The sequence below is a fragment of the Sorangium sp. So ce1504 genome (assembly GCF_051521635.1).
Lineage (GTDB): Bacteria > Myxococcota_A > Polyangia > Polyangiales > Polyangiaceae > Sorangium > Sorangium cellulosum_B.
Genome location: NZ_CP150365.1, coordinates 10,898,930 through 10,923,532 on the forward strand (window position 1 = coordinate 10,898,930; position 24,603 = coordinate 10,923,532).

At 73.1% G+C, this 24,603-nt stretch carries 13 protein-coding genes; 6 read left to right on the forward strand and 7 right to left on the reverse strand.

All coding sequences use genetic code 11. The features are described from left to right. The first annotated feature begins 21 nt into the window (after window positions 1-21). On the forward strand, window positions 22-630 hold the full coding sequence (locus WMF39_RS41060) for a GyrI-like domain-containing protein (protein WP_437741889.1): 609 nt from the start codon (window positions 22-24) through the stop codon (window positions 628-630). A 378-nt stretch (window positions 631-1,008) separates the two neighbouring features. On the opposite strand, the gene WMF39_RS41065 is transcribed toward WMF39_RS41060, so the two are convergent. After that, window positions 1,009-1,446 (reverse strand): hypothetical protein, encoded by a 438-nt coding sequence (locus WMF39_RS41065; RefSeq protein ID WP_437741890.1) that lies wholly within the window; start codon window positions 1,444-1,446, stop codon window positions 1,009-1,011. 431 nt (window positions 1,447-1,877) lie between these two features. Between WMF39_RS41065 and WMF39_RS41070 the strand changes: the two genes are divergently transcribed. The 4 genes from WMF39_RS41070 (at window position 1,878) to WMF39_RS41085 (ending at window position 7,115) form a co-directional block, all read left to right on the forward strand. After that, entirely contained in the window at window positions 1,878-3,842 is a 1,965-nt protein-coding gene (locus tag WMF39_RS41070) for a S9 family peptidase (protein WP_437741891.1), read from the forward strand. 305 nt (window positions 3,843-4,147) lie between these two features. Then, window positions 4,148-5,377, forward strand: a complete 1,230-nt coding sequence (locus WMF39_RS41075; RefSeq protein ID WP_437741892.1) for a flavin-dependent oxidoreductase — start codon at window positions 4,148-4,150, stop codon at window positions 5,375-5,377. A 282-nt stretch (window positions 5,378-5,659) separates the two neighbouring features. Then, window positions 5,660-5,938, forward strand: a complete 279-nt coding sequence (locus WMF39_RS41080) for a MoaD/ThiS family protein (protein WP_437741893.1) — start codon at window positions 5,660-5,662, stop codon at window positions 5,936-5,938. 1 nt (window position 5,939) lies between these two features. Next, window positions 5,940-7,115 carry a WD40/YVTN/BNR-like repeat-containing protein gene (locus tag WMF39_RS41085; protein WP_437741894.1) on the forward strand — a complete coding sequence of 392 codons (1,176 nt, stop codon included), beginning with the start codon at window positions 5,940-5,942 and terminating at the stop codon, window positions 7,113-7,115. A gap of 166 nt (window positions 7,116-7,281) precedes the next feature. Here WMF39_RS41085 and WMF39_RS41090 read toward each other — a convergent pair whose 3' ends face one another. The 4 genes from WMF39_RS41090 to WMF39_RS41105 form a co-directional block, all read right to left on the reverse strand. Further along, window positions 7,282-8,457 (reverse strand): serine hydrolase domain-containing protein, encoded by a 1,176-nt coding sequence (locus WMF39_RS41090; protein WP_437741895.1) that lies wholly within the window; start codon window positions 8,455-8,457, stop codon window positions 7,282-7,284. A 206-nt stretch (window positions 8,458-8,663) separates the two neighbouring features. Continuing rightward, complete coding sequence (locus WMF39_RS41095) at window positions 8,664-14,057, reverse strand: hypothetical protein (RefSeq protein ID WP_437741896.1); 5,394 nt, start codon at window positions 14,055-14,057, stop codon at window positions 8,664-8,666. A gap of 253 nt (window positions 14,058-14,310) precedes the next feature. After that, window positions 14,311-15,135, reverse strand: coding sequence for a formylglycine-generating enzyme family protein (locus tag WMF39_RS41100; protein ID WP_437741897.1), 825 nt, complete (start codon window positions 15,133-15,135; stop codon window positions 14,311-14,313). 50 nt (window positions 15,136-15,185) lie between these two features. Continuing rightward, window positions 15,186-16,274 carry a PEGA domain-containing protein gene (locus WMF39_RS41105; RefSeq protein WP_437741898.1) on the reverse strand — a complete coding sequence of 363 codons (1,089 nt, stop codon included), beginning with the start codon at window positions 16,272-16,274 and terminating at the stop codon, window positions 15,186-15,188. 564 nt (window positions 16,275-16,838) lie between these two features. Here WMF39_RS41105 and WMF39_RS41110 point away from each other — a divergent pair. Then, complete coding sequence (locus WMF39_RS41110) at window positions 16,839-18,176, forward strand: AAA family ATPase (RefSeq protein ID WP_437741899.1); 1,338 nt, start codon at window positions 16,839-16,841, stop codon at window positions 18,174-18,176. 198 nt (window positions 18,177-18,374) lie between these two features. Here WMF39_RS41110 and WMF39_RS41115 read toward each other — a convergent pair whose 3' ends face one another. Continuing rightward, a complete protein-coding gene (locus tag WMF39_RS41115; protein ID WP_437741900.1) occupies window positions 18,375-21,116 on the reverse strand; it encodes a hypothetical protein in 2,742 nt (913 codons plus the stop codon). Continuing rightward, on the reverse strand, window positions 21,113-24,565 hold the full coding sequence (locus WMF39_RS41120; RefSeq protein ID WP_437741901.1) for a poly-gamma-glutamate biosynthesis protein PgsC/CapC: 3,453 nt from the start codon (window positions 24,563-24,565) through the stop codon (window positions 21,113-21,115). The genes WMF39_RS41115 and WMF39_RS41120 overlap by 4 nt, the downstream gene beginning before the upstream one ends. Window positions 24,566-24,603 lie beyond the last annotated feature (38 nt).

The following is a 24,603-nucleotide window of genomic DNA, read 5'->3' on the forward strand; positions in this document are numbered from 1 at the left end:
TAGCCATGATCAGGTGCATTCGTGTCGAAAGTTGATCTCAAGAGGGAGCTCAAACATCTCTACCAGGCATCCGCGAAGGAGGTGGTTCAGGTTGAAGTGCCGACATTTCGGTTCCTCATGATCGACGGCGAGGGCGACCCCAACACATCACAGGGCTACGCCGAGGCAGTGGAAGCGCTGTTCTCCATTGCTTACACGACGAAGTTCATGATAAAGAAGGGGTCGCAAGGAATCGACTATGCGGTCATGCCTCTCGAAGGCCTTTGGTGGTCGGATGACATGTCCGCCTTCACCTCCAACGATCGGTCAAGGTGGAGATGGACGATGATGATCATGCAGCCTCATTTCGTGGGGGAGGCGGTGATTCAGGCGGCCATGGTGGAAGTGAGGCGAAAGAAGACGCTCCCCGCGCTGGACGCGGTCAGGCTGGAGAACTTCACCGAAGGGTCATGCGCCCAGATACTTCACGTTGGCCCCTTCACTGAAGAAGGACCGACCATTCAGCGAGTCCATGATTTTATCGTTGCGCGCTCGGCGCTTGCAGGAAAGCACCATGAGGTGTATCTGAGCGACATACGTCGCGCCGATCCGGCCAAGTGGAAGACCATCATCCGCCAGCCCATGGAGTGATAACTGCCAGATCGTTCAAGCCGAGGCCGCTCCGCGGCACGGCTCGACTCAGGCGTCAGGCCGCAGAAGCACGCTCTCCCTCACCACCACCCGTCCTCGGAGGTTCCATGAAACGAGTCACTGGCATTGGCGGCATCTTCTTCAAAGCCAAAGACGCTCCGGCGCGCCGTACTTCGTCGCGCCGTAGCCCAGCTGGATGTTGAATGAGCGCCGTCGATGCCGCTCAGGGGACCACGAGCCCGGCAGGCGCCAGCCGCTCGGTCAGGGCGGCGAGTCCGCGTTCGTGCTCCCAGGACAGCACTCGGCCGTGGGACGAGGTCACCTGCGCGTATCTCTCGGAGTCCGAAACGCCTATTTGTTCAGGTTTGCCGACACGCTCTAACAGGATGGAGAGGCCTTGCGGCCTGATCCCGTCCTTCGAGGCTCGAGCGCAAGGTGGTTTTCACCGGTGTTGCGCCGATGCCAGCGCTCGAGCACGTTGACGAGGGCCGCGAGGATCCGGCCCAGCGCTGCCCCGAGGCCAGGCGAAGGCTCGTCGCACAGCGTCGGTACGACCGAGAGTCGCAGCCGGTCCCGGAGGATCTCCTGGGCGCGGCGAATGGATCGTGGATCCCGGCGGTCGAACCAGATGGCTTCGCCAAACGACTCGCTGGCCTCGGGGCCGTCGTCCTCCACCGGCCCGAGGTACAGGGTCACGGTGTGTCGTCCCAGTGTGGCTGGCGGGTCGATCCGCATGTTCCTGGGAAACAGCGTGCTCCGCGCTCGTGACAGATCGGTGGCGCAGGCGAAGACTCTCCGTTGCAGCGCGGCGCTCACCCCGCGGGCCGTGGCGTGGACGCGGCCCCGTCGATGCATCGATAAGTTGCTGAACCAGCGTCACTTTTCCGGGAGGAACGCGGATCGCGGAAGGTCCTCCATGTCAACCAGCACGTGCAGCGTGGCTGTACGGTGGGATGGCCACGACGAGGAGATTGACCTCGCGGTCTGTGCCTGTGCTGCCGAGGCGCCGGCCAGGCCGAGCAGCAACGCTGCGGCGAGCCTCTGGACGAGGCCGAGCGTCTGAAGACGAGCCCGTCACCCTCGCCGTCGACCGCGACGAGCGCATGAGCCTGTCGGCGCTTCTGTCGGGGAGATGCGCAGTTCCCTGAGTGCCATTCCGTCCACCGTACACGGCGCATGGTCTCGTGAGATCCTCGCCGCTCCGAGGAGGCCTTGACATCCGCCCCCCCGGCTCGCCTTTCTGTACCATGCGACATCCCCACGCCCGCCGCTTCGAGCCGGACGACCTGCTGTCGTTCAAGCTTGTCGCCGAGATGGTCCTCTCGCCCGACGGCCGCTGGATCGTTTATGTCCTCGAGGAGATCGACGCCGAGACAGACACCTACGTCTCCAACCTGTGGCTGATCCCCGCGAGCGGAGGCGCTCCCCGGCAGATCACGTTCGGCTCGGACACGAACGAGAGCCCCCGCTTCTCTCCCGACTCCTTTCGGATCGCCTTCCTGTCGGATCGGGACGGCGGCCCGGCGCAGCTCTATGTGATCCGGATCGACGGCGGCGAGGCGAGGCGGCTGACCGACCTCAAGTCGGGCGCCGGCCTCCCCGCCTGGTCGCCTGACGGCGCTGCCCTGGTCCTCTCGGCGAAGGTCGCCTCCGATGCGCCGCCGGGGGCTCCGCGGGTGGTGACGAGGGCCCTGTACAAGAGCGATGGGGTGGGGTTCGTGCTGGACCGCCGGACGCACCTCTTCATCGTCCCTGCCGACGGCGGCGAGGCGCGGCAGATCACGCGCGGTGACGCGAACGAGAGCGACCCGGCGTGGTCGCCCGACGGGCGCCTCATCGCGTTCAGCCGGACGCGGGAGGGCTCCCGTGACGCCCACTGCAGCGACCTCTGGGTGATGACGCCCTCGGGCGAAGGGCTCCGGCAGGTGACGCGCAGCTGCCCGCTCGCCACGATGCCCTCCTGGACGCCGGACGGGCGCACCCTCGCCTTCTACGGCCCGCGCGAGGACGGCGCCTCGCGGCTGCACGTCTGGGTCGTCGACGCGCGCGGCGAGGCGGAGCCGCGCATGGTCACCTCGGAGGACACGGAGGTCGCGAGCTTCCCGCTCGGCAAGCTGATGCCCCCGGCGTGGTCCGCAGACGGGCGCGAGCTCGCGGTGGTGCTCGCGACCGAAAGCACCTCGGAGGTCGCGCTGGTCTCGGTCGAGCAGCGCGCGCTCCGCAAGGCCATCTCGGATGATCGTCAGATCACGCAGATCAGCGCGGCGCCCGGCGCCGGAGCCATCGCGTTCCTGTGGAGCACCATGCGCCTCTGCGGCCTGCTCGGGAGCGCGCGCTGGGACGGCTCGGACGCGCGGCTCCTCATCGACGTCAACGAGGCGTGGGGCGAGGATCGCGCGTGGCCCGACGTCTCGCTGCGGGAGTTCGCTGGCGCGTCGGGGATGAAGAACGTCGGCCTCCTGATGCTGCCGCCGGGAGGCGGAGGGGGCCCCTTACCGCTGCTCGTCCACGTGCACGGGGGCCCGCACGCCTCTGTCGAGTTCGGCTTCACGTACCGGCCGTACTGGTATGTGCTGGTGTCCCGCGGGTGGGCCGTCCTGTCCTTGAACCCGGTCGGCTCGGCCGGACAAGGAAAGGAGTTCGCCGATCGCCTGCGGGGGCGCTGGGGCGAGCGCGACCTGCCGGAGCACCTCGCCACCATCGACGAGCTGGTCGCCGAAGGCACGGTCGACGGCGATCGCGTCGCCATCGCGGGCAAGTCGTACGGCGGCTTCATGGCCGCGTGGGCGATCGGCAAGACGAAGCGCTTCCGCGCCGCCGTCTCCGGCGCGCCGGTGGCGAACCTCGAGTCCCATTTCGGGACGTCCGACACCGGCTACTACGTCGATCCCCACGACATGCGAGGAGAGCCGTTCGACAAGCGAGAGCTCTACCGCAAGCTATCGCCCGTGTCCCTGGCCGGCGAGGCCACGACGCCCACCCTGATCCTGTGCGGCGAGGAGGACCACCGCTGCCCCATCGGCCAGTCGGAGGAGCTCTTCGCGGCTCTCGCGCGTTCGGGCAAGGCGCCCGTCGAGTTCATCCGCTTTTCGGGCGGCGACCACCACCTCGCCGAGCACGGCAAGCCGAGCCACCGCGTGTTCTATAGCCGCCGCATCGTCGAGTGGATCGAGCGCTACTGCGCGAGAGACCGCGCTCCGGACGCGGCCTGACCGCGGCCCGCAGGCTGGGTCGCTCGGCACGATCCACGACGAAGAGTCGGACCGACCAACACCTTCATCTCCGAGGGAACCATGGTCACGCCGCGCGGATATCGGGCACGGCGCTGGACGCCAGGTACGTGCTGTCCTCGCGCGGCGGCGAGGTCATCGTGGTAAGGAACTGTGGACCGCTCGGCGCGCTCGCTTCAATGCTCGGCGGCCGCGATGATGACCCTCCGCGGCCGCCGTGCCGGAGATCGAGAGGGCGGCGGCTTCAACAAGGGGCGGCGTCGAGCCGCATGTCTACGGGAGGACTTATGCAGGTGATCGTCGCGGGCGGTGGGATCGGCGGCCTGGCCGCGGCTCTGGCGCTGCACGGCTCGGGTCATGAGGTGACGGTGTTCGAGGCGGCGCCCACCATCCTGCCTCTCGGGGTCGGCATCAACCTCCTGCCCCACGCCGCCGAGGTGCTGGGCGAGCTGGGTCTTCTCGAGGCCCTGTTGGCCCAGAGCGTGGCGACCCGCGAGCTCATCAATTTCAACCGCTTCGGCCAGCGCATCTGGGGCGAGCCCCGCGGCCGCTTCGCGGGTCATGCCACGCCGCAGCTCTCCCTCCACCGCGGCGCCCTCCAAGGCGTGCTGTTCGACGCCGCCGTCGAGCGGCTGGGCACAGGCCGGGTGCTCTGCGATCGGCGCCTCGCGGGCCACGAGCAGGGCGGGGGCCGCGTCGATGCGCTCTTCCTCGATCGCGCGGGCGCGGCGTGGAAGGTCTCCGCCGACCTCCTGATCTGCGCCGACGGCATCCACTCGGCGGCGCGCGCCGGCCTCTATCCGGACGAGGGGCCGCCGATCTATGGCGGTCACATCCTCTGGCGGGGGACCAGCCTGGCGATGCCCTTCCTCACCGGCGCCAGCATGATCATTGCCGGGCATCAGGACCAGAAGTTCGTCGTCTATCCGATTTCCCCACCGGGGCCGGACGGCCGCCAGAGGATCAACTGGGCCGCCGATCTCGCGTTCGCCAGGAGCCTGCGACGGGAGGACTGGAACCGGCGGGGCGACCCCGCCGACTTCCTGCCCAGGTTCGAGGCCTGGCGCTTCGGCTGGCTGGATGTGCCCGACCTGATCCGGAGCGCCGAGGCGATCTACGAGTTCCCGCTGGTCGACCGCGATCCGCTGCCGCGCTGGAGCCATGGGCGCATGACGCTGCTGGGCGACGCCGCCCATCCCATGTATCCGAACGGCTCCAACGGGGCGAGCCAGGCCATCCTGGACGCGCGCGCCCTGGTCCGCGCGCTCGCCGCCCATGCCGATCCGGTGGAAGCGCTGGCCGCCTACGAGGCCGAGCGCCTGCCCGCCACCGCCGCCATCGTCGCGGCCAATCGCCGCAACGGTCCGGAGCAGTGCTTGCAGATCGCCTATGAGCGCGCGCCGGACGGCTTCGACCGCATCGAGGACGTCTTCGCCCCCGGCGAGCTGGAGGCCATCGCCGCCCGCTACAGGGTGCTGACCGGCCTGAAGCACGCCTCGGAGCCCGTCGTTCGCTGACGAGAGCCCCCGGCGCGCCCGAGATCCCCGAGAAGCCGGCATATCGTGCCTACCCCTTGTCAGCGGCAACTCATCTGCCCCAATGAAGGCGCACGCTCCCACCGAATCAACCTACCTCGACGCAACGCGGCTGCGGAGGTGGTAGCGGTAACGGAAGCGGGAACGGGCGCGGGAATGCTTGGGCCCTGAAGACATCGGGGCTCTGCGTGTGGCTGCGTCTTGCCTGCCGACCTTGCAAAACCAATTGACGCGCGGCGAGCTCGGGAGTATGGCAAGCACGCCATGCCGTCTGTCCACCTGACGCGCCACCTCTACACCTTCTTCCCGCACCTCGAAGGTCAACACCTCATCGTCGAGGCGTCGACAGCAGGTGAGGTCGTGGCGGCCCTGGAGAGGCTCGCGCCCGGCATCGGCTTCTACATCTGCGACGAGCGCGGCCGCTTGCGGACGCACGTCAACATTTTCGTCGGCAAGCAGATGATCCGCGACCGCAAGGGACTCACAGACGCACTCGCTGCCGACGACGAGGTCCATATTCTTCAGGCGTTGAGCGGAGGGTGAAATGGCAAGCCGTATCCTGGTAGGCACGCGAAAAGGCACGTTTATCGTCGAGAAAAAGAACGGCTCGTGGAAGCCGCGCCTCGCGGGCCACGCCGGCGGCGGCGTCAACTATGTCGCGCGCGATCCCTACACGGGCAAGCTCTGGGCGCTGCTCGGCTTCGGCCATTGGGGGGCCAAGCTGTCCGTCTCGACGGATGAAGGCGAGACCTGGAATGACAACCCCGCCCAGATCAAATATCCCGAGGGCGCTCGCTACATCGGCCAGGACATGTACGAAGACGCCGGCAGCGACTTCGGCGTCGGCATCAAGATCGTCACGCGCCCGGCCACGGTGCAAAAGCTCTGGATCATCGGCTTCGGCCCGGGCGGCGCGGTCTACGTGGGCACCATTCCGGGTGGCTTGTTCGTCAGCCGCGACGGCGGCGGCTCCTTCGAGCTCAACCGACCGCTCTGGAACCACGAATCACGCGGGGGTGATCTGTTCACAGGCGAGGGCAAAGGCGAGACGAAATGGTTTGGCACGCCGGCCTCCGAGGGTGGCGAGTTCGCCCCGGGCATTCACTCCATCGTGGTGGACCCGCGTGACCCGAAGCGAATGCTCGTCGCCGTGTCGACGGCGGGCGTCATCGAAACAGCGGACGGTGGAGAGACCTGGCAACCGCGAAACAACGGCATGCGGCTCGATCACACGCCCGAACCAGACGCCGAGTGGGGCCACGATACGCATTACATCGAGCAATGCGAGGGCGATCCCGACCATATCTGGCAGCAGAATCACGTTGGGATCTACTACAGCAGCGACGGCGCAAAGAGCTGGCGCAAGGTGAGCCGCCCAGAGCAAGGCGTGCATTTCGGCTTCCCCATCACAGCGGACGCGAGGGACGGACGCACGGCGTGGGTCGTCCCCGGTAAGTCGGACATGCAGCGAATCACCGTCGACGGCGCGCTCTTCGTGGCTCGCACGAAGGACGGCGGTGAGACCTGGGAGCAGCTCCGCAGGGGTTTGCCCCAGGAGCAGGCCTACGACGTCATCTACCGCCACGCGCTCGCCAACAAAGACGGCGCCGTGGCCTTCGGCACCACCACGGGCAATCTCTACGTGAGCGATGACGGCGGAGAGGGCTGGACGACCGTCGCCAATAACCTACCGCCGATCTATTCAGTACGCATGGCGTGATAGGTTGCATGGAGGTCACGGGGCGCAAGCGAGCGGCGCCCCGGCCCGCGCCCGCACCGCCCTATCGACGCGACCGGCGCCGCCGCCGCGAGGGGCGGGGCACCGCTCCAGGTGGGGCAAGAAAGTTGCACCTTGTCCATTCAACGGTCAGAAAATAAACTCGAGTTCAATCGGCGCACATGAGCTGATCGATGATCTCGAAGGTGTCGACGATCGTGGCGTAACTGGCCTCGATGTCGTTGGTCGACGTCGACAGCGACATCACGACGACGCGCGAGCCGTCGTCGCTCGCGGCGTTCCGGGTCGAGTACCCGAGCGTGTCGCCGGCGTGGCTCCAGTATCCTCCACCGCAGCTGGTCGGGATCCACAGGATCCCGAGACCGTAACCGGAGCCAGGCGCGATCGAGTCGAAGGCCGGCGCCGGGACCGTGTCGCGGAGCTCCGCCATCTGCTCCGGATCGAGCAGCGAGCCTTCGCTCAGCGCCCGCCAGAATTTCGCGAGATCCGCGGTGGTCGTGACGAGGGAGCCGGCGGCGTCGGCGAAGCTCTGGTTCGCGATCGTGACGTCGATGAGCGGCCCGCCGACCTCGTACTGCTGGTATGCCACGGCGTGCGGGGCAGGCAGATCCGTCTCGTCGCCGGGCTCGAACGTGCGGTCCAGGCCGAGCGGATCGAGGATGCGCGCCTCGACCTCCTCGCTCCAGTGATTTCCGGTGGCACGCTCGATGATCATGCCGGCGAGCACGTAGTTCGTGTTGGAGTAGGCCCACTGCGTCTCCGGATCGAAATTCGGCTTGTGTTCCATGGCGAGCGCAACGAGTTCTTCCGGTTCCATGTGGTCGAGCCGATGCTGCATGTACTCGTCGGCGGAGCGCAGCGCGGCCAGGCTCGGCTCGTCCTGACCGGTGTAGTTGTAGAGGCCGGTCGTGTGCTGGAGCAGCTGGCGGATCGTGATCAGCGAGCCGTCATTGCCGTTGCCCGACACGACGCCGGGGAGCCACTGCTCGACCGTGTCGTCCAGCGACAGCGCTCCTTCTCCGGCGAGCTGCAGCGCCACGACGGCGACGAACGTCTTGGTGTTGCTCCCCATCCGGAAGTAGCTGTCGAAGTCGATGGGCTGATCGCCGCCGAGCTGCGCCACGCCGCTGCGGGCGAGGATCCGTCGGTCGCCGTCGAGCACCTCCGCATGCACGGCGACGATCCCGCCGGCGCGAATCTTGTCCACCCCTTGCTGGAGCAGCTCGTCGTAGGTGGTGTCGCCCTCCTCGGGAGCGCTGCTCGGGCAACCCAGGAGGAGCGACGCCATGCAGAAGAGCGGAATCGAGGGCTTGCTGAGTGTCATGCTCGTGCGTTCCCTCTCGACTTATTTCCGTTCAATGGTTCTTGCGATTTCGTCGATGCCGCACGATCGCACAGATTTGCGGCTCGCTTCCTCCCGCTGCAGGTGCCTGTGGCGGCCTGCACTACGAGCCGGTCAATCTGCGTGGGACGCGGCGCACGTGTCCTCCGGCGAGAGGGCGCGCGCCCGCGCCGGCAGGGCAGCCTGCTTCACGGCTCTTCCCACGAGGGCTCGACGGCCGGCCGCTCCCGTTCGACGCGCCCGCTCCCCTCCTCCTGCCGGTCGCGGAACGGCGTCGACGCCGGCGGGAAGTCGCGGAGGCCGCGGCGGGCGGTGTAGTCGTAGCGGAGGAAGACCAACCCCGAGACGCGCGGCGAGGCGCGCGGCGAGGCCTCGGCCGGGCTCGGGACGTCGAACAGGAACGTCCCTTCCGCGCCGAGCGAGACGCGGTGCCCGCGCGCGAGCCAGCTCCAGAACGTGAGCCCCGCGGTGAACGCGTCGCGCAGGAAGGCCTCGTCGCGCGTCTCGTTCACCGGCCGGTAGCTCGCGAGCCAGCCGAGCTGGATCCACGGCCACAGCCCCCGGCCGGGGAGCAGGTCGAGGTCGAGCGTCGCGTCGATGCGGTCGAGGGCCGACGGCACCGGGCTCAGGCGCAGCGACGTGCCCGCCGTGACGAGCGCGTCGACGAACGGCCGGTACCGCAGGCGCGCCCCGAGCGAGGCCTGCGTGTCGTGCTCGGCGCCGTACGGCGTGTAGACGTCCTTGTCGGCGCCGATGAAGCCCCGCAGCGACTCGTCGACCGAGAGCCACGTGAAGCCCGCCCACGGCGAGAGCGTGAGCCCGCCGAGCGGGATGGACCAGAACGCGCTCGCGCTCGCCCTGGCGCCCATGGCGTCGCTGGCGTCCGGCTGGAACACGACGCGGCCGCTCAGCGAACCGCCGGGAACCCAGCCGCTCGAGCTCAGGTCGAAGCGCGCCTCCGCGCCGAAGCTCTCCGGCCCGTCGCGCAGGCGGCCGAACCCCGCGGCCGCGATCCAGGCGCGCCGCTCGATCAGCTCGCGGTGCACGTCGAGGCCGAGCTCGAGGAAGCGGACCGGAAGACGGGAGTCCTCCTCGGCGAGCTCGCTGTCGACGAGGCGCGCGTAGCCGCCGACGGAGAGCGGCCCCGGGTCCGGGTCCTCTCCCACCGGGGGCGCCGGACGAAGCAGCTCGTCCGCGGGCGCGATCGGCGCGGGCAGCGGCGGCGGCGCGGGCGGCGGCACGCGGGGGCGGGGCGCGCCGTTCGCGACGGCGAGCTCGACGCGGAGCAGCGCCCGGCCGCCGGGCGAGGCGACGCGCAGCACATGCGGGCCCTCGGGGAGGACGGCGACGCGGGACTCGACCTCACCGCCGAGCCAGAAGAACGGCTCGCGCGTGACGCCCAGGCGGCGCGCGGCGCGGTCCTCGGAGGCGTCGAGCGCGAGGGTCCCCTCCTCCACCGCGCCGCCGCCGGCGTCGCCGCCGACACCGTCGAGCGGCGCCACCGAGAAGCGCAGCTGGCCGGAGGGCGCGGCCGCGGCGACCTTGGGATGGCAAGCCGGATCCCCGCCGTCCGCGGGCGCGGCGCGCGCGCGGGGCGACGCGCACTCGTAGGCGGCGCGGGCGCGGATGCGCACCACGGTCGGACCGACGAACGCGAGCTCGAGGGGGCGCGCGGGGTCGATGTCGTTCCAGGTCGACAGGACGCGGCCCGAGAAGGGCTGCGCCGCGCCGGCCGCGGTCGCGCGGATCCAGCCGAGGACGCTCCGGTCCGCCGGAGGCCGCGCCTCGATGCGGTGGCTGCCCCGCGGCACCTGCACGACGCAGCGGTCGGCCATCGGCGCGGACGCCGCGGAGCACGCGACCGGCTCGCCGTCGAGCGCGATCGAGAACGCGCAGGGGGTCTCCTCGCGGTCGAGCGCCCGGCAGACGCCGTCGAGCACGATCGCGCCCGGCGCGGCGCGGTCGAGCCGGAACTCGGCGCGCGCGCCGTCGGTGATGAGGAGCGACGCCTCCGGCGCATCGACGAGCGCGCGCCGCACCCGCACGCGGAGCGGCAGATCGCGATCGGCCCTGGCCCGGATCTCGAGCGTGGCCGTGCCGGCCGTGGCGTCGGCGCGCGGCGGCACGGCCCAGCCGGTCACCGGGGCCAGCCGCGCGAGGGCGGCCGGCGGGAGCTGGACAGGCGGCGGCGCGGCGCCGGCGGGAGGAGCCACGGCCGGGCCCTGCGCGGCACTCCCCGAGGCCGCGGGCGCGGCGCCTTGCTGGCCGGCGGAGGCCTCGCGGGCGGCCTCCTGGACGGCGAGCTCGGCGAGCACGAGGGCGCGCAGCGTGAGCCGTCGATCGGGCGCCGGGGCGGCGGAAGCCACGTCGGTGGCCAGGTTCGCGGCCCGGGCGAGCGCCGCGGCGGACCGGTGGGCGAGCCCGATCCGGGTGAAGGCGTCGGCGGCGAGCTGCACCTCGCTGGAGCGCTCGGCGAGGAGGCCGAGCAGCAGCGCGTCCGCGCCCGAGCTGTCGCCCGCGGGTCCCGCGAGCAGCGCGACGCCGCGCCGCGGGTCGCCGCTGGCGCGCGCGCCGCGCGCGGCCGCGAGGGGCGCGCGGTCGTCGGGCAGCGGGAGCGGCGGTACACGCGCGGGCAGGCCGAGCGGGACCGCCACCGGGCTGCCCGGCGGCAGCGAGAAGACGGTGCTCGGCGGCGCGCCCGCGGTCGACGCGCCGGGCAGATGCGCCGCGTCCCAGGGATCCTCCTCGGCGGGGCGGTCGAGCGCGGCGAGCGCCGGGAAGCCGAGGGCTTCGAGCGCCGCGGCGCGCTGCGCGTGGAGCGCGCCGCGGGCAGGTGAGGGCGCGGCGCGGAGGGCGCGCGTGGCGCCCCGGATCTGCTCGAGCGTACCGTCGACGGGCGCGCCGTCCGGCGGGCGCACCGGCCTGACGGCGCGCGGGGCGCCGGGCGCGGCGGGGTGCAGGCGCACCGAGGCGCGGAGCAGCGTCGGCGCATCGGTCTCGACGCGCAGCTCGTGCGCGCCGGCGGGGACCGGGACCTCGATCGAGCCCGTGGCGCCGGCGCGCACCCAGGCCTCGTGGACGGCGGCGCCAGCGCGCACGCGGAGCACGCGCGCGGGGCCGTCCGCCGGGGGCGGGGCGCCTCGCGCTCCGGGCGCCAGCGCCGCTGCTCCGGGCGCCGGCGCAGCGGCGCCTTGCGCTCCGGACGCCGGCGCAGCGGCGCCCTGCGCTCCGGATGCCAGCGCCGCCTCGCCCGCCACGGCGGGCGGCGCGATGACGACGCGGGCCAACGTGGCGCGCTCCGGGTCGGGGAGCGCGAAGGTCGCGGAGCCGTCGACCCAGGCCCACTGCACGATCTCGCGCAGCGACGCGCACGGCGCGCGCCCGCTGCGCGGGATGCGCGCGAGCACCGGCGGAGCGCCCGCCGGCCGCTGGAACGTGCGCGCCCCGGGCGCCACGGCGACGACCGACGTGAGCCCGGCGCCGCCGTGCACCGCGGCCGGCGCGCCGTCGATGAGCACCGGCGACTCGGGGACCACCTGGCTCGAGGCGCTCCGCAGGAGCACCCGCGCGTGGGCCCCCGGCGGCGCTTCGACGTCGATCTGCGCGCGCGCGGCGTCGAGGAGCGTCCAGCGGAGCCCGGACTCCGCGTCCACCTCGCAGAGGCCGTCCGCGGCGGCGCGCCCCGGTGTGCCGCCTCCCGCCGGCGGCAGCGCGTCGCGAGGCGTCGCGATCGCGCTCCACGCGGCCACGCCCTCGGGGATGTCGAGCGCGTCCCACGGGGCCTCGCGCGCCCAGGCGGTGCGCGCGAGCGGCGCCGCGCTCTCGACGTCGCCATGGGCGAGCGCGTAACGCTCCGCGAGCGGCGCCCCCGCTGGCCGGCGGCCATCGCGCGGCGGCGACATCGCCGCGCCCAGCGCGGACACGGCCGCGACGTCGTCCGGGTGCGCGCGGCCTCCGGCGGGCTCACGCGGCGCCGCGGCCCCGGGCTGAGCGGGCCCGGACCAGGGCGCGTCCGCGGGGCCCGGCTCCGCGTGCGCGGCGGCGAGCCGCGCGAGGATGGCGCGCTGGAGCGACGTGGCGCCCGCCGCCGCGCGGCCCTGCGCCGCCGCATCACCTTGCGCCGCGACCGACGCCTGCGCCGCCGTGTAGGCTTGCGCCGCGCGCGCGAACGCCGCGCCGGAGGAGGGCGCCCACCGCACCGACTCGGCGAGGAGGAGCGCCCGGAGCGGCGGCGGCACGGCCGGCCGCGCGGCGAGGTCGAGCGCGGCCTTCGCGGCGTCCGGCGCGGCGGCCCGGTCTGCGGCGGCGAGGAGCCGCGGCGCCTCGGCGTGGACCGGCGCGCGATCGCCGTCGCCGGCCTGATCGCGCCGCGCCGCGCGATCGAGCAGGGCGGCGCGGTCGCGCTGCGGCGCGAGGAGCTCGGCGACGCCGGCGCGCTGCTGGTAGCCGCCGGCGGCGACGGCGAGCTCCCCCTCGACGACGTCGACGGTCACCGCGCGCGCATCGACCGGCAGCGGCACCCGGATCCACCGCGGCTCGCTCCAGCGCGCGGCGTCCGCGAGGCGCGACCCGGTGCGAACGACGAGCTCCCGGACGACGGCGCCGCCAGCGCGCACCACGACGCGCGTGGTCCCGTAGGTGCGCGCCCGGAGGGCGATGCGCAGCACGTCCGCGCCGGGCGCGCGGAGCTCGAGCCGCGCCCCGGCGCCGAGCGAGCGCCATGGAGTGGCGCGCTCGACGGCCGGGAGATCGGGGCTTTCGCGGCCTCCGTGCAGCTCGACGCCGCGCGCCACGAAGTACGGCTCGACGAGCGGCCGGAGGAGCAGCGACTCCTCGAGATAGCGCGCGGTGAGCCATGCGGCCGCGGCCGGGGCGAGGCGCGCGGCCGCCGGGTCGAGGCGCGCGGAGGGCGCGCCCGCCGCGGCCGGGGCGGAGAGCGCCGCGCGCGCGGCGTCGGCCCAGCGGAGCAGCGCGCCCGCCTCGCCTGGCGCGGTGGCCGGCGCGGGCGCGCGGCCGCCGAGCCATGCGGCGACGTCCTCGTCGAGGCGGTACCAGGCCAGCGGCGCGCGCTCCCGTGCGGCGACCCGCACGGCGACCGGCGTGCCCCCGGCGCCGCGCGTGGCGGCCGCGCGCACGACGACGAAGCGCGCGCTCGACCACGTCGGCACCGCGAAATCGCGCGCACCGGCCCTGGCGGGAGGCAGCGGCATCCAGGTGATCACATCGGGCACGCTCCCGACGCCGGAGCCGAGGCCGATCCCCGCGACGTCGCCGCGCACTTCCAGCCGGTCGCCTGGCTCCACGGGCACGAGGAGCAGCTGCCCCGCGGCGAGCGCGACGGGCCCGGCGGGGTCGGCTGCGACGGGCGCGGCGCGCGCCGCGTCCGGAGCGGGAGCGCCCTGCTGCGGGCCGTTGCTCCATGGCACGACGCGGACGCTCTCGGGCGCCACCCAGGCGAGCGGCTCAGCGGCGGCGGCTTCGCGTGCCCCCGGGACGCCGTGGGCGACGCCGAAGGCGAGCACGAGCGCCGCGGCGAGCAGCGCGCGGCGGGCGGCGGCCCCGGGGAAGGCGTCGAGATCCACGGCGATTACCCTTGCACCATGCCCACTTACGCCCCGCGCCGTGACCTACCGGGCTACCCGATTTCCGGGTTCGAGCGCAAGCACGCGATCGGCGAGGGGGCCTGCGTTCCCGGGCACCCGTCCGACCGCCCGCAGGACCCCGGAAACGCTCCCGGCCGACCGGTCCTACCGCTCCGGCGCACCGGAAACGGTTCCTGAAAGCCATCGAGTCGACGGCACCACAGGCCTCGACGCCACCGTCGTGTCGCCGCCCCTACTCGTCCCGCGCGCAGCGGAACCCGTAGAAAGACAGCGTCCTCTCGGGCAGCTCGCCGATACGGTACGTCGGACTGAGCGTCTCCTCGGTGTGGGAGAACGCCCCTCCGCGGGAGCCCCTTCCGAAGCCGCCGTCGGTCAGTGTCGCGCAGTTGGTGCACGTCCTCGTCAGGTCGGCGTGGTAATCGAGGACCCACTCGAACAAGCTCCCCGCCAGGTCGGCTTGTCCCCATCTCCCGTCGCCCGCCGGGGATTTCGACCCGACGGACGGGATCGGGCACACCGTCGTCGTGGAGTCACAGCCGAACACCGCCAGATCCTGGCTCGGGGCCTCGTCTCCCCACGGATAGGCGCGGTGCTCGTTCCCCCCGACCGCGGCGTAGTTCCACTCCGCCTCCGTGGGCAGCCGGCCCTCGTCCCATGCACAGAACGCGAACGCGAGATACCAGCTCACGCAGTTGATCGGCGCCGCCTCATTGCCGGCGGGCTCATCGGTCCACGTCCGGAAGTTGGCGTCGCATTGCAGCGAGGCCCGCAGCTCGTCCTGCCCCGCGGGCAAGCTCGCATCCCACGCCGGGTCCCAGCCGCTGCCCTCGATGAGCGGATGAGCGCCCGCCCCCGCCTTCGGCCTGGTCGCCGGGTACCCCGCGACGAACTGCCGGAACCGGCCCACCGTCGCCTCGAAGCGATCGAGCTGGAAGTCGGCCACGGTGGCCGGATAACGCGCGTCGTTCAGGCGGTTGAACTGGCCGCCGACCACCACGCCCGCCGTGGGCTCCACGTCAGGGATGCACGCGCCCGCCGCGACCAGCGGGATCGCCATCGCTGAGAGAGCCCTGAAGAACACCACGCGTCTTGTCTCGCCCGTTCGCATCAGAAGCTCCCGGAGATGCTGGCGCCAGCGCCGGACGGCGCGATCCACGGGAGCGCGACGGCCGCCGGCGCCTCTTCGCCGCCCGACCGGACGATCCCATAGACCGCCGCCCCCACCGCGACGAGGCCCGTGGCGCCGAGGCCGACGAAGAGGCCGAAATCGCGGTTCTTGCGCGCATTGTCGGCCGCGAAATCATAGCCGGGGTCGCAGTACGTCCCGCCGGCGACATCGCGGCAGTTCTCGCGCAATGCGCTGATCGCGGAGAGGTCGTCGATCAGGAACCCGACCGACGCGCCGGCGAGGGCGATCCCGGCGGCTCCGGAGATCCAGGCCCAGGTCGGGGTGCCCCCGCCTCGCGCTTCGTTCGCCTTGGTGGGCGGCGTCGCGGCGCTGGCCGCGGCCGCAGCCGCCGGTCGCAGCGTGAGCTCGACCGTCGTCGTCTCGCCCTCTGCAAGCGTGATCGAGCGGGTCTCTGCCTGGTGCCCGGGGGCGCTCGCGCGGATCTCGTGCGGGCCGGGATCGACCGGCAGGGGCTCTCCGAGCGCGGCCGCCGGGAGTGCCGTGCCGTCGCGCAGCACCTCCATGCCGGCGGGCGCGCCCTTGACCACGATCACGAGCTTCGGCACGCGCGGCTCGAGGGCCGCGATCCCCTTGTTGGCGACCTCCTCCAGGCTTCGTCGCCGCTGCTCCCCGGCCGTCTCGCGGTTCAGGACGAGGGCCCGATGGTAATCGTGCCAGGCCGTCGCGAGCTTGCCCTCGCGCTCGCGGCAACGCGCGATGTTGATCTGGGTGCTCGCCGAGGGGTTGAGCGCGAGGCTCGCCTCGAACTTCGGGCACCCCGCCGCGTCGTCCCCCTTGTCGACGAGCGCCCGCGCGGCCTTGAAGAGCGCCTCCGCGGCCACCGGGTCGCGCGCGGACTCCTGCGCGTGCGCCGCCGCGCCGCCGAGCGCGACCGCGACCGCAGACGCGAGGCAGACGAAGGCGCGCGCGCCTCGCGCGCGGCTGGCGCCACGACGGGTGTCGGCGAGGCGAAGGATGGGCACCGCAACAAGGCATTTCCCGAGCGGGCTCGTCGTCGTTTCCGCCATGTGTGCTCGTTCCGCTGCAGCGAGCCGCGGGGGCGCGCGGGGAGACCCTACAACAAAAAGGGCCGCACGACCAACCCATCAATGAGCGAGCGCATGGTTCGGCTTGAAGAGAAGAGCCCCTCCCGAGGTCATCCGCACCGCTCGACGTAGCTCCCACGTAGCTGTGCGGCGCGCGGTGCGTGTACACCGGGAAGCGACGGACTGCGGCAGCTGCGGCGATGTCGACAACGGAGGCGTATGCAAGGCGGCACTGTGCCAGTGCCTTCCCGTCGGCGATAAACCCTTTCGGGTGACCTATTTGGCTGCACACCGGCAGGGATCACCCGCCGGAAGAACGCCTGGCCATCTGCTGCGAGCAGCCGCCGGCCGAGTGCTCAGTCGACGCGGTTGCTCTCGGCAGGCCGATCGCACGCCCTTGAGCCGGGTGCCGGCTCAGCTTGACTTCGGCGACACCGCACCGGCAAGAGCCGCTGGCGCCGCCCGCTTCGCATGGCCGGCTCAGCCCCGAGAACCGCTGGCCCGCGGGACTCATGTGCTGTAGGCTCTGCCACAAGGGCGCCGGAGATGATCACCCGCATCGAGATAGACGGGTTCAAGTCTTTTCAGGGCTTCGCCCTCGATCTCGAGCCGCTCTCCGTTCTGATCGGCCCGAACGGAGCCGGAAAATCGAACCTGCTCGACGCGCTCTCGCTGCTTGCGCGGCTCGCGGGCAGCCCGCTCGCCGCAGCCGTCGGAGAGGGGAGAGGGCGCATCCGCGAGCAGTTCCGTCGCCGGGACGAAGAGCCGACCACGACGGTCGAACGCGGCTTCGGTGCCCTCGCCAGCATGGCGCTCGCGATCGAGGTGCTCCTGCCGCGTTCCGCGGTGAGGGTCGGCCTGCGCGACGTACCGCTCCAGGCGACGCGGCTCCGTTATGAGGTGAACATCGAGCTTCAGCAGCTCAGCTCCATGAGAGAGCGTCTGACGGTCGTTCGCGAGGTGCTGCGGTCGATGACGTCGGATGAGGATACATGGCTGAGGCGCCATCCAGCCTTTGCGTCGCGCCTACGCCATGGAGATGGCGGCGCGCTCGTGGAGTACGAGCGGGCTCTGACCGTGGCGGATCCGAGCGCGTCCCAGTTCTCGATGACAGCGACCGTGCAGTACGTTCCCGAGGCAACGTTTCTCTCGGAGCCGGAGATGCAGGCTCGCTCGCCGCACCTGCGCGCCGTCGCCGAGGAGCTCAGCGGTCTGCGCGTCCTGCACCTGGAAGCCCAGCGGATCCGCGAGCCGAGCGAGCCTGGCGCACCAGCGAGGCTCTCAACGGACGGCGCCAACCTGGCGGCTACGCTGGCGGCGCAGAGCCCCGGCGCGATCGCCGAGATCCGGGCGGACGTTGCGAGCCTCGTACCTGGAGTCCGCACCTTCGAGGTCGTCGTCGAGGGCGACACGCTCGTCGTGCAGATGGAAACGTCCGATGGCCAGCGCCTCCCCTCGCGTGTCCTCTCCGACGGGACGCTGCGCATCCTGGCGCTCTCGACAGCGCTCCGTGCAGACGCCTCGAGCGCGTTGATCGCGATCGAAGAGCCGGAGAACGGGCTCCACCCTGCGCGCGTACGGACGCTCATCGAGCGGATCCTGGAGGCGACGCAGCGCCCCGTCGCCAGCGACACCGAATCGGCTGCCGCTGGCACTGCGCAGGTGCTGATCACCAGCCACTCTCCAGTCGTCCTCGCGGCCCTGATGGATCACCCGGAGTGCATCATGGCGCTCGACCTGGTACGGCTGGGCAGCGGGCTCCGGCATACACGGGTACGCAGGGTTGCGCCTGTCGGTGTCATCGATCGCGAACGGTACATCTCCACAGCAGAGCTCCGGCGCATCCTGGAGACAGCCAGCCCCGCGGAGCTCGCGGAGGCATGACGTATCTGTGTGCAGGGCTCTTCGCCGAGGGGAAAACCGACTATGCGTTGCTACTCTGATCGAGCCACGAGCGGTACGACAGCGCCACTGCCGAGGTCCCTGGAAGACGCACTCTCCAGGTCGCCTTGAACGTAACGCCCCGTGCGCGGCGCCTCACGGGGTGCGGCAGCCGAGCGCTACGGCGCCCCCCGCTCCTCCTCACGGATCGTCCTCCACCCACAGCCTCGGCCCGTCGTCCCGCCCCGGCGCCTTCTGCCCGACCAGCACCGCCCCGACCCAGACCGCCTTCGCCGGCTCCCCCGTATCGCCCGGCTGCGCCCCCAGCAGCGACAGCCGCACCGCGCGCTCCCCCGGCGCCAGGTCGTCGCCCAGCCGGATCACCGCGCGCCCCACCCCGTCCGTGCCGCGCTTCTCCGTCGCCGCCTCCCACAGCGTCGCGCGCGTCAGGTCGCCGCCGCGGCCCGCCAGCACGCCGTCCGGGATCGTCACCCGCCGGAAGAACGCCGCCTCCCGCGACGCCGGCTTCGCGCCCTCGAGCCGGTACCGGATCCGGTAGTCCGCGTTCTCCCCGGGCGTCACCACGAACAGCACCAGGTGCAGCGTCTCGCCCGCCTCCTGCTCGAACTCGTACGTCATCGGCCGGCCGCGCGTCAGCTCGAACACGTCGCGCCGGCGCACGATCGCCCCGCCGTTCGCCGGCGGCGCGTCCGTGTACGCCACCCCCGTCTCGCCCAGCCCCTCGACCTCGACCCGCCGCGCGCCCGCCGGCGCCGCCACCCGCAGCGACCCCGACAGCGCCACGATCGACTCCTTCAGCGCCACCTCGCCGTCCACGCGCACCGCCACCTCCTTGCCCAACGACGCGCGCGCGGCCCGGTAGATCACCGACAGCCGCCCGGCCCGCGCCCCCGCCCCGTCCACCCGCACGTCCTTCGCCACGAGCAGCGGCGTCCACGCGTCGCCCGGCGACGGCTCCCCCGCCGACTGCCACGCCGGCATCAGCAGCCGCCGGCGCACCGGCGCGTGCTCCGGGACGAGCACCCGCTCCGGCCGATCCGCGTTCGACCTCGCGCCCTCCCCCGCCCGCTCGATCCGCACCTGCTCGCGCAGATCCGAGAAGCGCTCCTTCCGCTCCAGATCGTCGAGGTTGAACGCCCGGACGTCCGTCCACGTGCTCACGTCGAACGGCGCGTAGCGCCACGTCTCGTCCTCGGCCAGCGTGACCCGGTACGGCAGCCGGTACAGCGTCTCGTTCACGCCCGGCTCGATCGCGCGCAGCCGCAGGCGCGTCCTCGCGTCGCCCGTGATCTCGATCCGCTCCACCCCCGCCGGCGGCCGGAGGATCGCGAGCCGCGGCTCGGACGCGTCGAACCCCTCGTTCCACCACTCGAACCGCGATCGCGGGAGCGTCACCTTGAGCTCGGCCCGCTCGGACGGCCCAGGACCCCACCGCGCCACCACCGTCGCGTCGCCCTGGTTCGCGCCCCCGCTCGCGTCGATCTCGGTCCGGATCAGCAGCCCGAGGAGCTCTTGCCCGGGCGCCATCCGCGCGATCACCGGGTCGCTCGGATCCAGCGCCAGGTAGCGCACGATCCGCACGTCCGGCGGCGTCTGCAGCCGCGCCGGAGCCGCCTCCGCCCGCGCCGCGGACGGCTCCGCGGCGGCCCCCGGCGGGAGCGCCCCCGGCGCGGCGCCGGGGCCGCCCGCGCCGGCGGGCGACGGCATCGCCGGGTGGACGATCTCGCCGATCTGCTGCATCGCCTGCGCCTCCGGCGCGCCGAACCGCACGCCGAAATCCGGGCCGACGCCGTCGACCACCACCGTCCGGATGTCCTCCCGCAGGAGCCGCACCGTGGCCCTCCCGAGCGGGCCGAGCTCGACGCTCGCGGACCCGCTCGCGCCGTCGGCGACCCGCACCGTGCGGCCCGGCGGGCCCTCGATGTCGAGCGACAGCGGGCCGCGGAAGTTCAGCGCGGCCGCGCGGCGCTCGCCGATCACGAACTCGGACGCGCCGCGCCCCTCGGCGCGCGGGTACGGCATCCGGAACCGCCGCAAGAGCAGGCGCGACATCTCGTAGTCGACCCCCTCGCGGCCCCCCGCCTCGAGCCGCCGCGCCCAGCCCCGGAGCAGCTCCTTCCGCGCCAGCTCCGGCAGGTCGGCGAAGCCGAGCGCCGACGCCCGGAGCCCGAGCTGCCGCCGCTCCTCCGCGTCGAGGCTCTGCTCGTAGACGGCGCGCGACGCCTCGCTGCGCTGGTAGCGCCCCTCCAGCCGGGACAGGATCGTCAGCTCGCTCGGCATGCGCGCGCCGTCGCCGCCGTCGCTCCCCACCGCGGGCTTCGCCCGGAGCCGCACCTGCCCGCCCTGCGGGAGCACGTCGTGCGTGATGAGCAGCGTCGAGCGCGGGTCCGTCACCGCGCCCCCGCCGCTCGCGAGCCGCGCCGCGTACTCGCCCTCGCCGAGCGGACGATCCGGATCGCAGCTGACCCGGCTCTCCAGATCGATCGCGTGCCGCGCGACCTCCTCCCCGCGCTCGTTCACGAACGCCGCGACGAACCCGTACGGGTAGCGCCGCGCCGCGTCGCAGGCGTCGACCCTCACGCTCCCCCAGGTCGTCACCTCGACCGCGTCGATCTCGGCCGGGACCTTGATCACGAGGTCCCGCTCCGGCTCGATGTGGTAGGCGAGGATCTCGTCCTCGGCCGGCAGCGCGCTGCCCAGCGGCGGCGCGCTCGACAGCTGCGAGAGCGCGAACGCCGTCACCCCGAGCAGCGCCATCGCGATCAGCCACCGCGGGTTCAGCGCCCTGCGCGGCGCGCCGTCGCGGGCGCGGAACCCCGCCGTCGCCAGGCGCGCCCGCGACGGCGGCCGCGCCGCGTGGGAGCGCGGCGGCGCGGGCGCCGCGCGACCCGCCGGCTCGCGGCGCTTCGCCGGGGCGGTCACGGGGCCCCCCGCTGCGGCGCCGCCCCGGGCCCGGCCGCATCGACCCGGAGCGCGCTCGTGCCGACGGTGACCGCGCGCCGCAGCCGCGAACCGCCGGGCACGGCCGCGCCCGGCACCGCGACGAGCGCGCCGTCGATCGGCAGCAGCTGCGCCTCCCCCGGCCGCGCCGCGATGACCCACGGGCGCCCCGTGATCACGTCGCGCCCGATCTCCACATGGCACTGCGCCTCGCGCCGCGGCGCGGCCGGCGCGCTCCCACGCAGCGCGGCCGCCGCCGCGGCGCGCGCCGCGGCCGCCAGCCCTGCCCGAGGCACGACCGCCACCGCTGCCCGCGACGCGTCCGACCCGGCCCGCGTCGCGTCCGCCACCGCTGCCCGCGGCGCGTCCGCCTTCGCCGGCCCGGCCGTCGGCGTCGCCTGCGTCGCGAAGTGCGCCCTCAGGTAATACGGGTTCCGCTCGGTCGTGTAGCGCCGGAAGGGCTCTATCGCAGCGGAGAGATCGCACGCTGCGGTCACACCCCGGGTCGGGCAGAGCTCGTCCCCGCTCGCGCCTGCGCCGGCGCTCCCCGCGCACGACGCGAGCGCCTGAGCCCGCGCGGCCACGTCGATCGGCTCGGGCGTCACGCCGAGCCGCGCGAGCCGCGCCTCGAGGCGCGTCTCCCCCTGCCCCGGCTCGACGAAGCGCCGGAGCTCGAAGAAGCGCCGGATCGCGCTGCCCAGGTACACGATCGCGAACCGCCCCTCGGCGAACCGCTTCGCGTAGGCCATCGCCATGTCCGTCGCGCCGCTGAACGGCACCTGCTCGCGCGTGCCGTCGAAGATCCCCACGCGCAGCTCGAGATCGCGCAGCGTCTCCAGCAGCGGCCCCGCGAACGTCGGCACGTGCCCCGGCCGCACGACCTCGTACCCGAACGAGATCACCGCGTCCCGCTCGTAGGTCCTATCCGCCTCGATCGCCTGCACCGACAGCGCGTTGCCGCCGTCCCCGACCCAGACCTCGTGCGCCCGCTGGAAGTAGCTGCGCAGCCCCTCGGCGCGCCGCACGTCGGCGGCCCCGCTCGGCTCCGCCGTGGGCACCGCCCCGGCGAGCAGCAGCGACTGCGCCGAGAGCGCGTCGGCGAGCGCGAGCCCCGCGCCGAACGCCCCGATCTGCCACCGCGGCGCGGGCACCTCGACGAGCATCGCGCCCGTCAGCGGCGACCTGACCGCCTCCGTCGAGGGCGCCGCGGGCAAGATGGCGCTCGTCGACGCCGCTGGCGGCGACGCCGACGCATGAGCCAGCACGAGCCACGCCGGGTTCCCGCGCCGCTCCGGGCCGCCCTCGGCCGGCCCGGGCTCCGCGATGCCCCACGCCGCCGGCGCCGCGTCGGTGCCGCCGATGCGCACCTCGCGGAAGCCGAGGCGCCCGAGGATCGCCCGCTCCCACGCGGTCGGCGGCGCCGCGCCGGACGCGCCGCCGGGGCGCGTCGCCGCCGCGACCAGCCGCGGCGCCACCACGGCGTCGAACAGCCTGAGCTCCTCGAGCGACGGCGGACGGAAGCGGCCCGGCTGGACCTCCGTCAACGACACCATCCGCTTCGCGAGCTCCTCCTCCAGCGTCCCGGTCCAGCGCACGGCCTCCGGCGCGCCGAGAGAGCGCGCGCCGACCGCCTCGGCGACCTCGCGCGGCACGTGCAAGCGCGGCGCGTCGCCGAGGGGCGTGGACGGCTCCGCCGCCGGGCGGAACGTCATCGCCGTCTCGGCGCCGAGCCCCAGGCCGATCGACACAACGGGCAGCCCCGCCGGCGAGCCGACCACGCTGAGCTCCGGCCCGTCGCCGCCGCCCGGCTCGACGAGGAGCACCTGGGGGTTCTCCATGGCGTCGATCATCGCGGCCACGAACGCCTCGTCGTGGCGCCGGATCGCCCCGTGGCGCGACAGGAGCACGACCCCCGCCGCGTCGAGCAGCTCCGCGACCCGGAGCGCCACCGCCGGCAGCGCCGAGCCGAGCTCGGTGGGCGCGGCCAGCACCAGCCACTCGGGCGCGGACGTCGGGCTCCGGCCGACGCGCTTGCGGATCGCCGCCCGCGGCGCGCTCGGCGTGTCGTCCGGATCGTCGAACCGCGGGCTCAGCACGTACCACGGCCGCTCGCCGTCGCCCTCCCGCGCCACCGACACCCGCGCGCGCTCCGCCGCGCCGAGCAGCTCGTCCGCCGGCCGCCCGTCGCGCAGCACGCTGCGCGCGAGCCGGTGGGCGATCCGCCGCGACTCGATGTCGGCGGCGATCGCGGCCGCCCTCGGGCGCGGGCCGGGCCGCGGCGCCGTGTCCGCCAGCACGAGCGACAGCGCGGCGCTCTCGACGCGCGGCAGCGGCCTCGCCGCGGCCGCGGGCGGCGGCGGCGCGCCGCCCCAGCCGAGCGCCACGAGCGCGTAGCCGACGCCGTTGCCGACGAGGAACGCGGTGAGCGACACCTGGATCGTCGGCATGATCACGATGCCGACGTGCTCCTTGTTCCACATCTTCACGGCGAGCAGGCTCGGGAGCAGGTAACCGAAGCCGAAGTAGTCGACCATCTGCAGCCCCGGCGCGTACCGCACCATGGCGAAGCCGATCGCCATCTTCACGAAAAAGCCGAGCAGGTACACGAAGATCATCCGCCGCGGCCCCACGAGCAGCATCCGCGAGAACGGGCGGACCGAGGTGATCCAGCGCGAGAGGTAGAAGACGACCAGCGCCTCGATCGTCGTCGTGAGCAGCTTCGTCGGCTCGTACCACGCCACGGCGAGCAGGCCGGGCACGAGGATGCCGTTGTAGTCCCACCCGTAGCGGACGTTGTTGCGCGCGCCGAGCAGCGCGCCGATGACCAGGATGATGTGGGCCTTCGGCAGCTCGAGGAACTCGAGCGACAGGCTCTCGTTGAGCACCTGGAAGCGCGAGACCGAGAGGTTCGTCGTCCGGAGCAGCACGCCGAGCACGAGCGCCGTCAGCGCCGTGACGAGCGCGAGCCGCGGCGCCGCGCGCAGGAGGCCGCTGTTCCAGAAGGCGTTCGCGATGAGCGGCACCAGCACGAGCCCGATGCTGTAGAGCTCCCGCGAGTGCACGAAGTCGTAGCGCGCCGAGACCTCGGGCACGACGAAGCCCTCGACGAAGAGCCGCACGATCACCGCGCCGACGATGAACAGGTAGAACCGCTCGCGCCCGAACGCCGTGGACCACGCGCCCGTCCGGGTGATCCAGCGGCCGATCAGCGCGACGAACAGGTACGTCACGATCGACTCCGCGACGATGAACACCGCGGTGACCGGGGCCGCGAAGAACACCGTCGCGAGGTAGCCGGGCACGACGAGCCCCGCGTACGTCCAGCCGAGCGTCTCGGTGAAGAACGTCCCGAAGACGAGGCCGATCAGGACCGCGGTGTGGAGGCTCCGATCGAGCCCGTTCGGTGGAAAGAGCGGCAGGTTCTCGAGCATGCGGCGGGACGGCGGCGGCGGGGCGGGTCGGCGCGCGC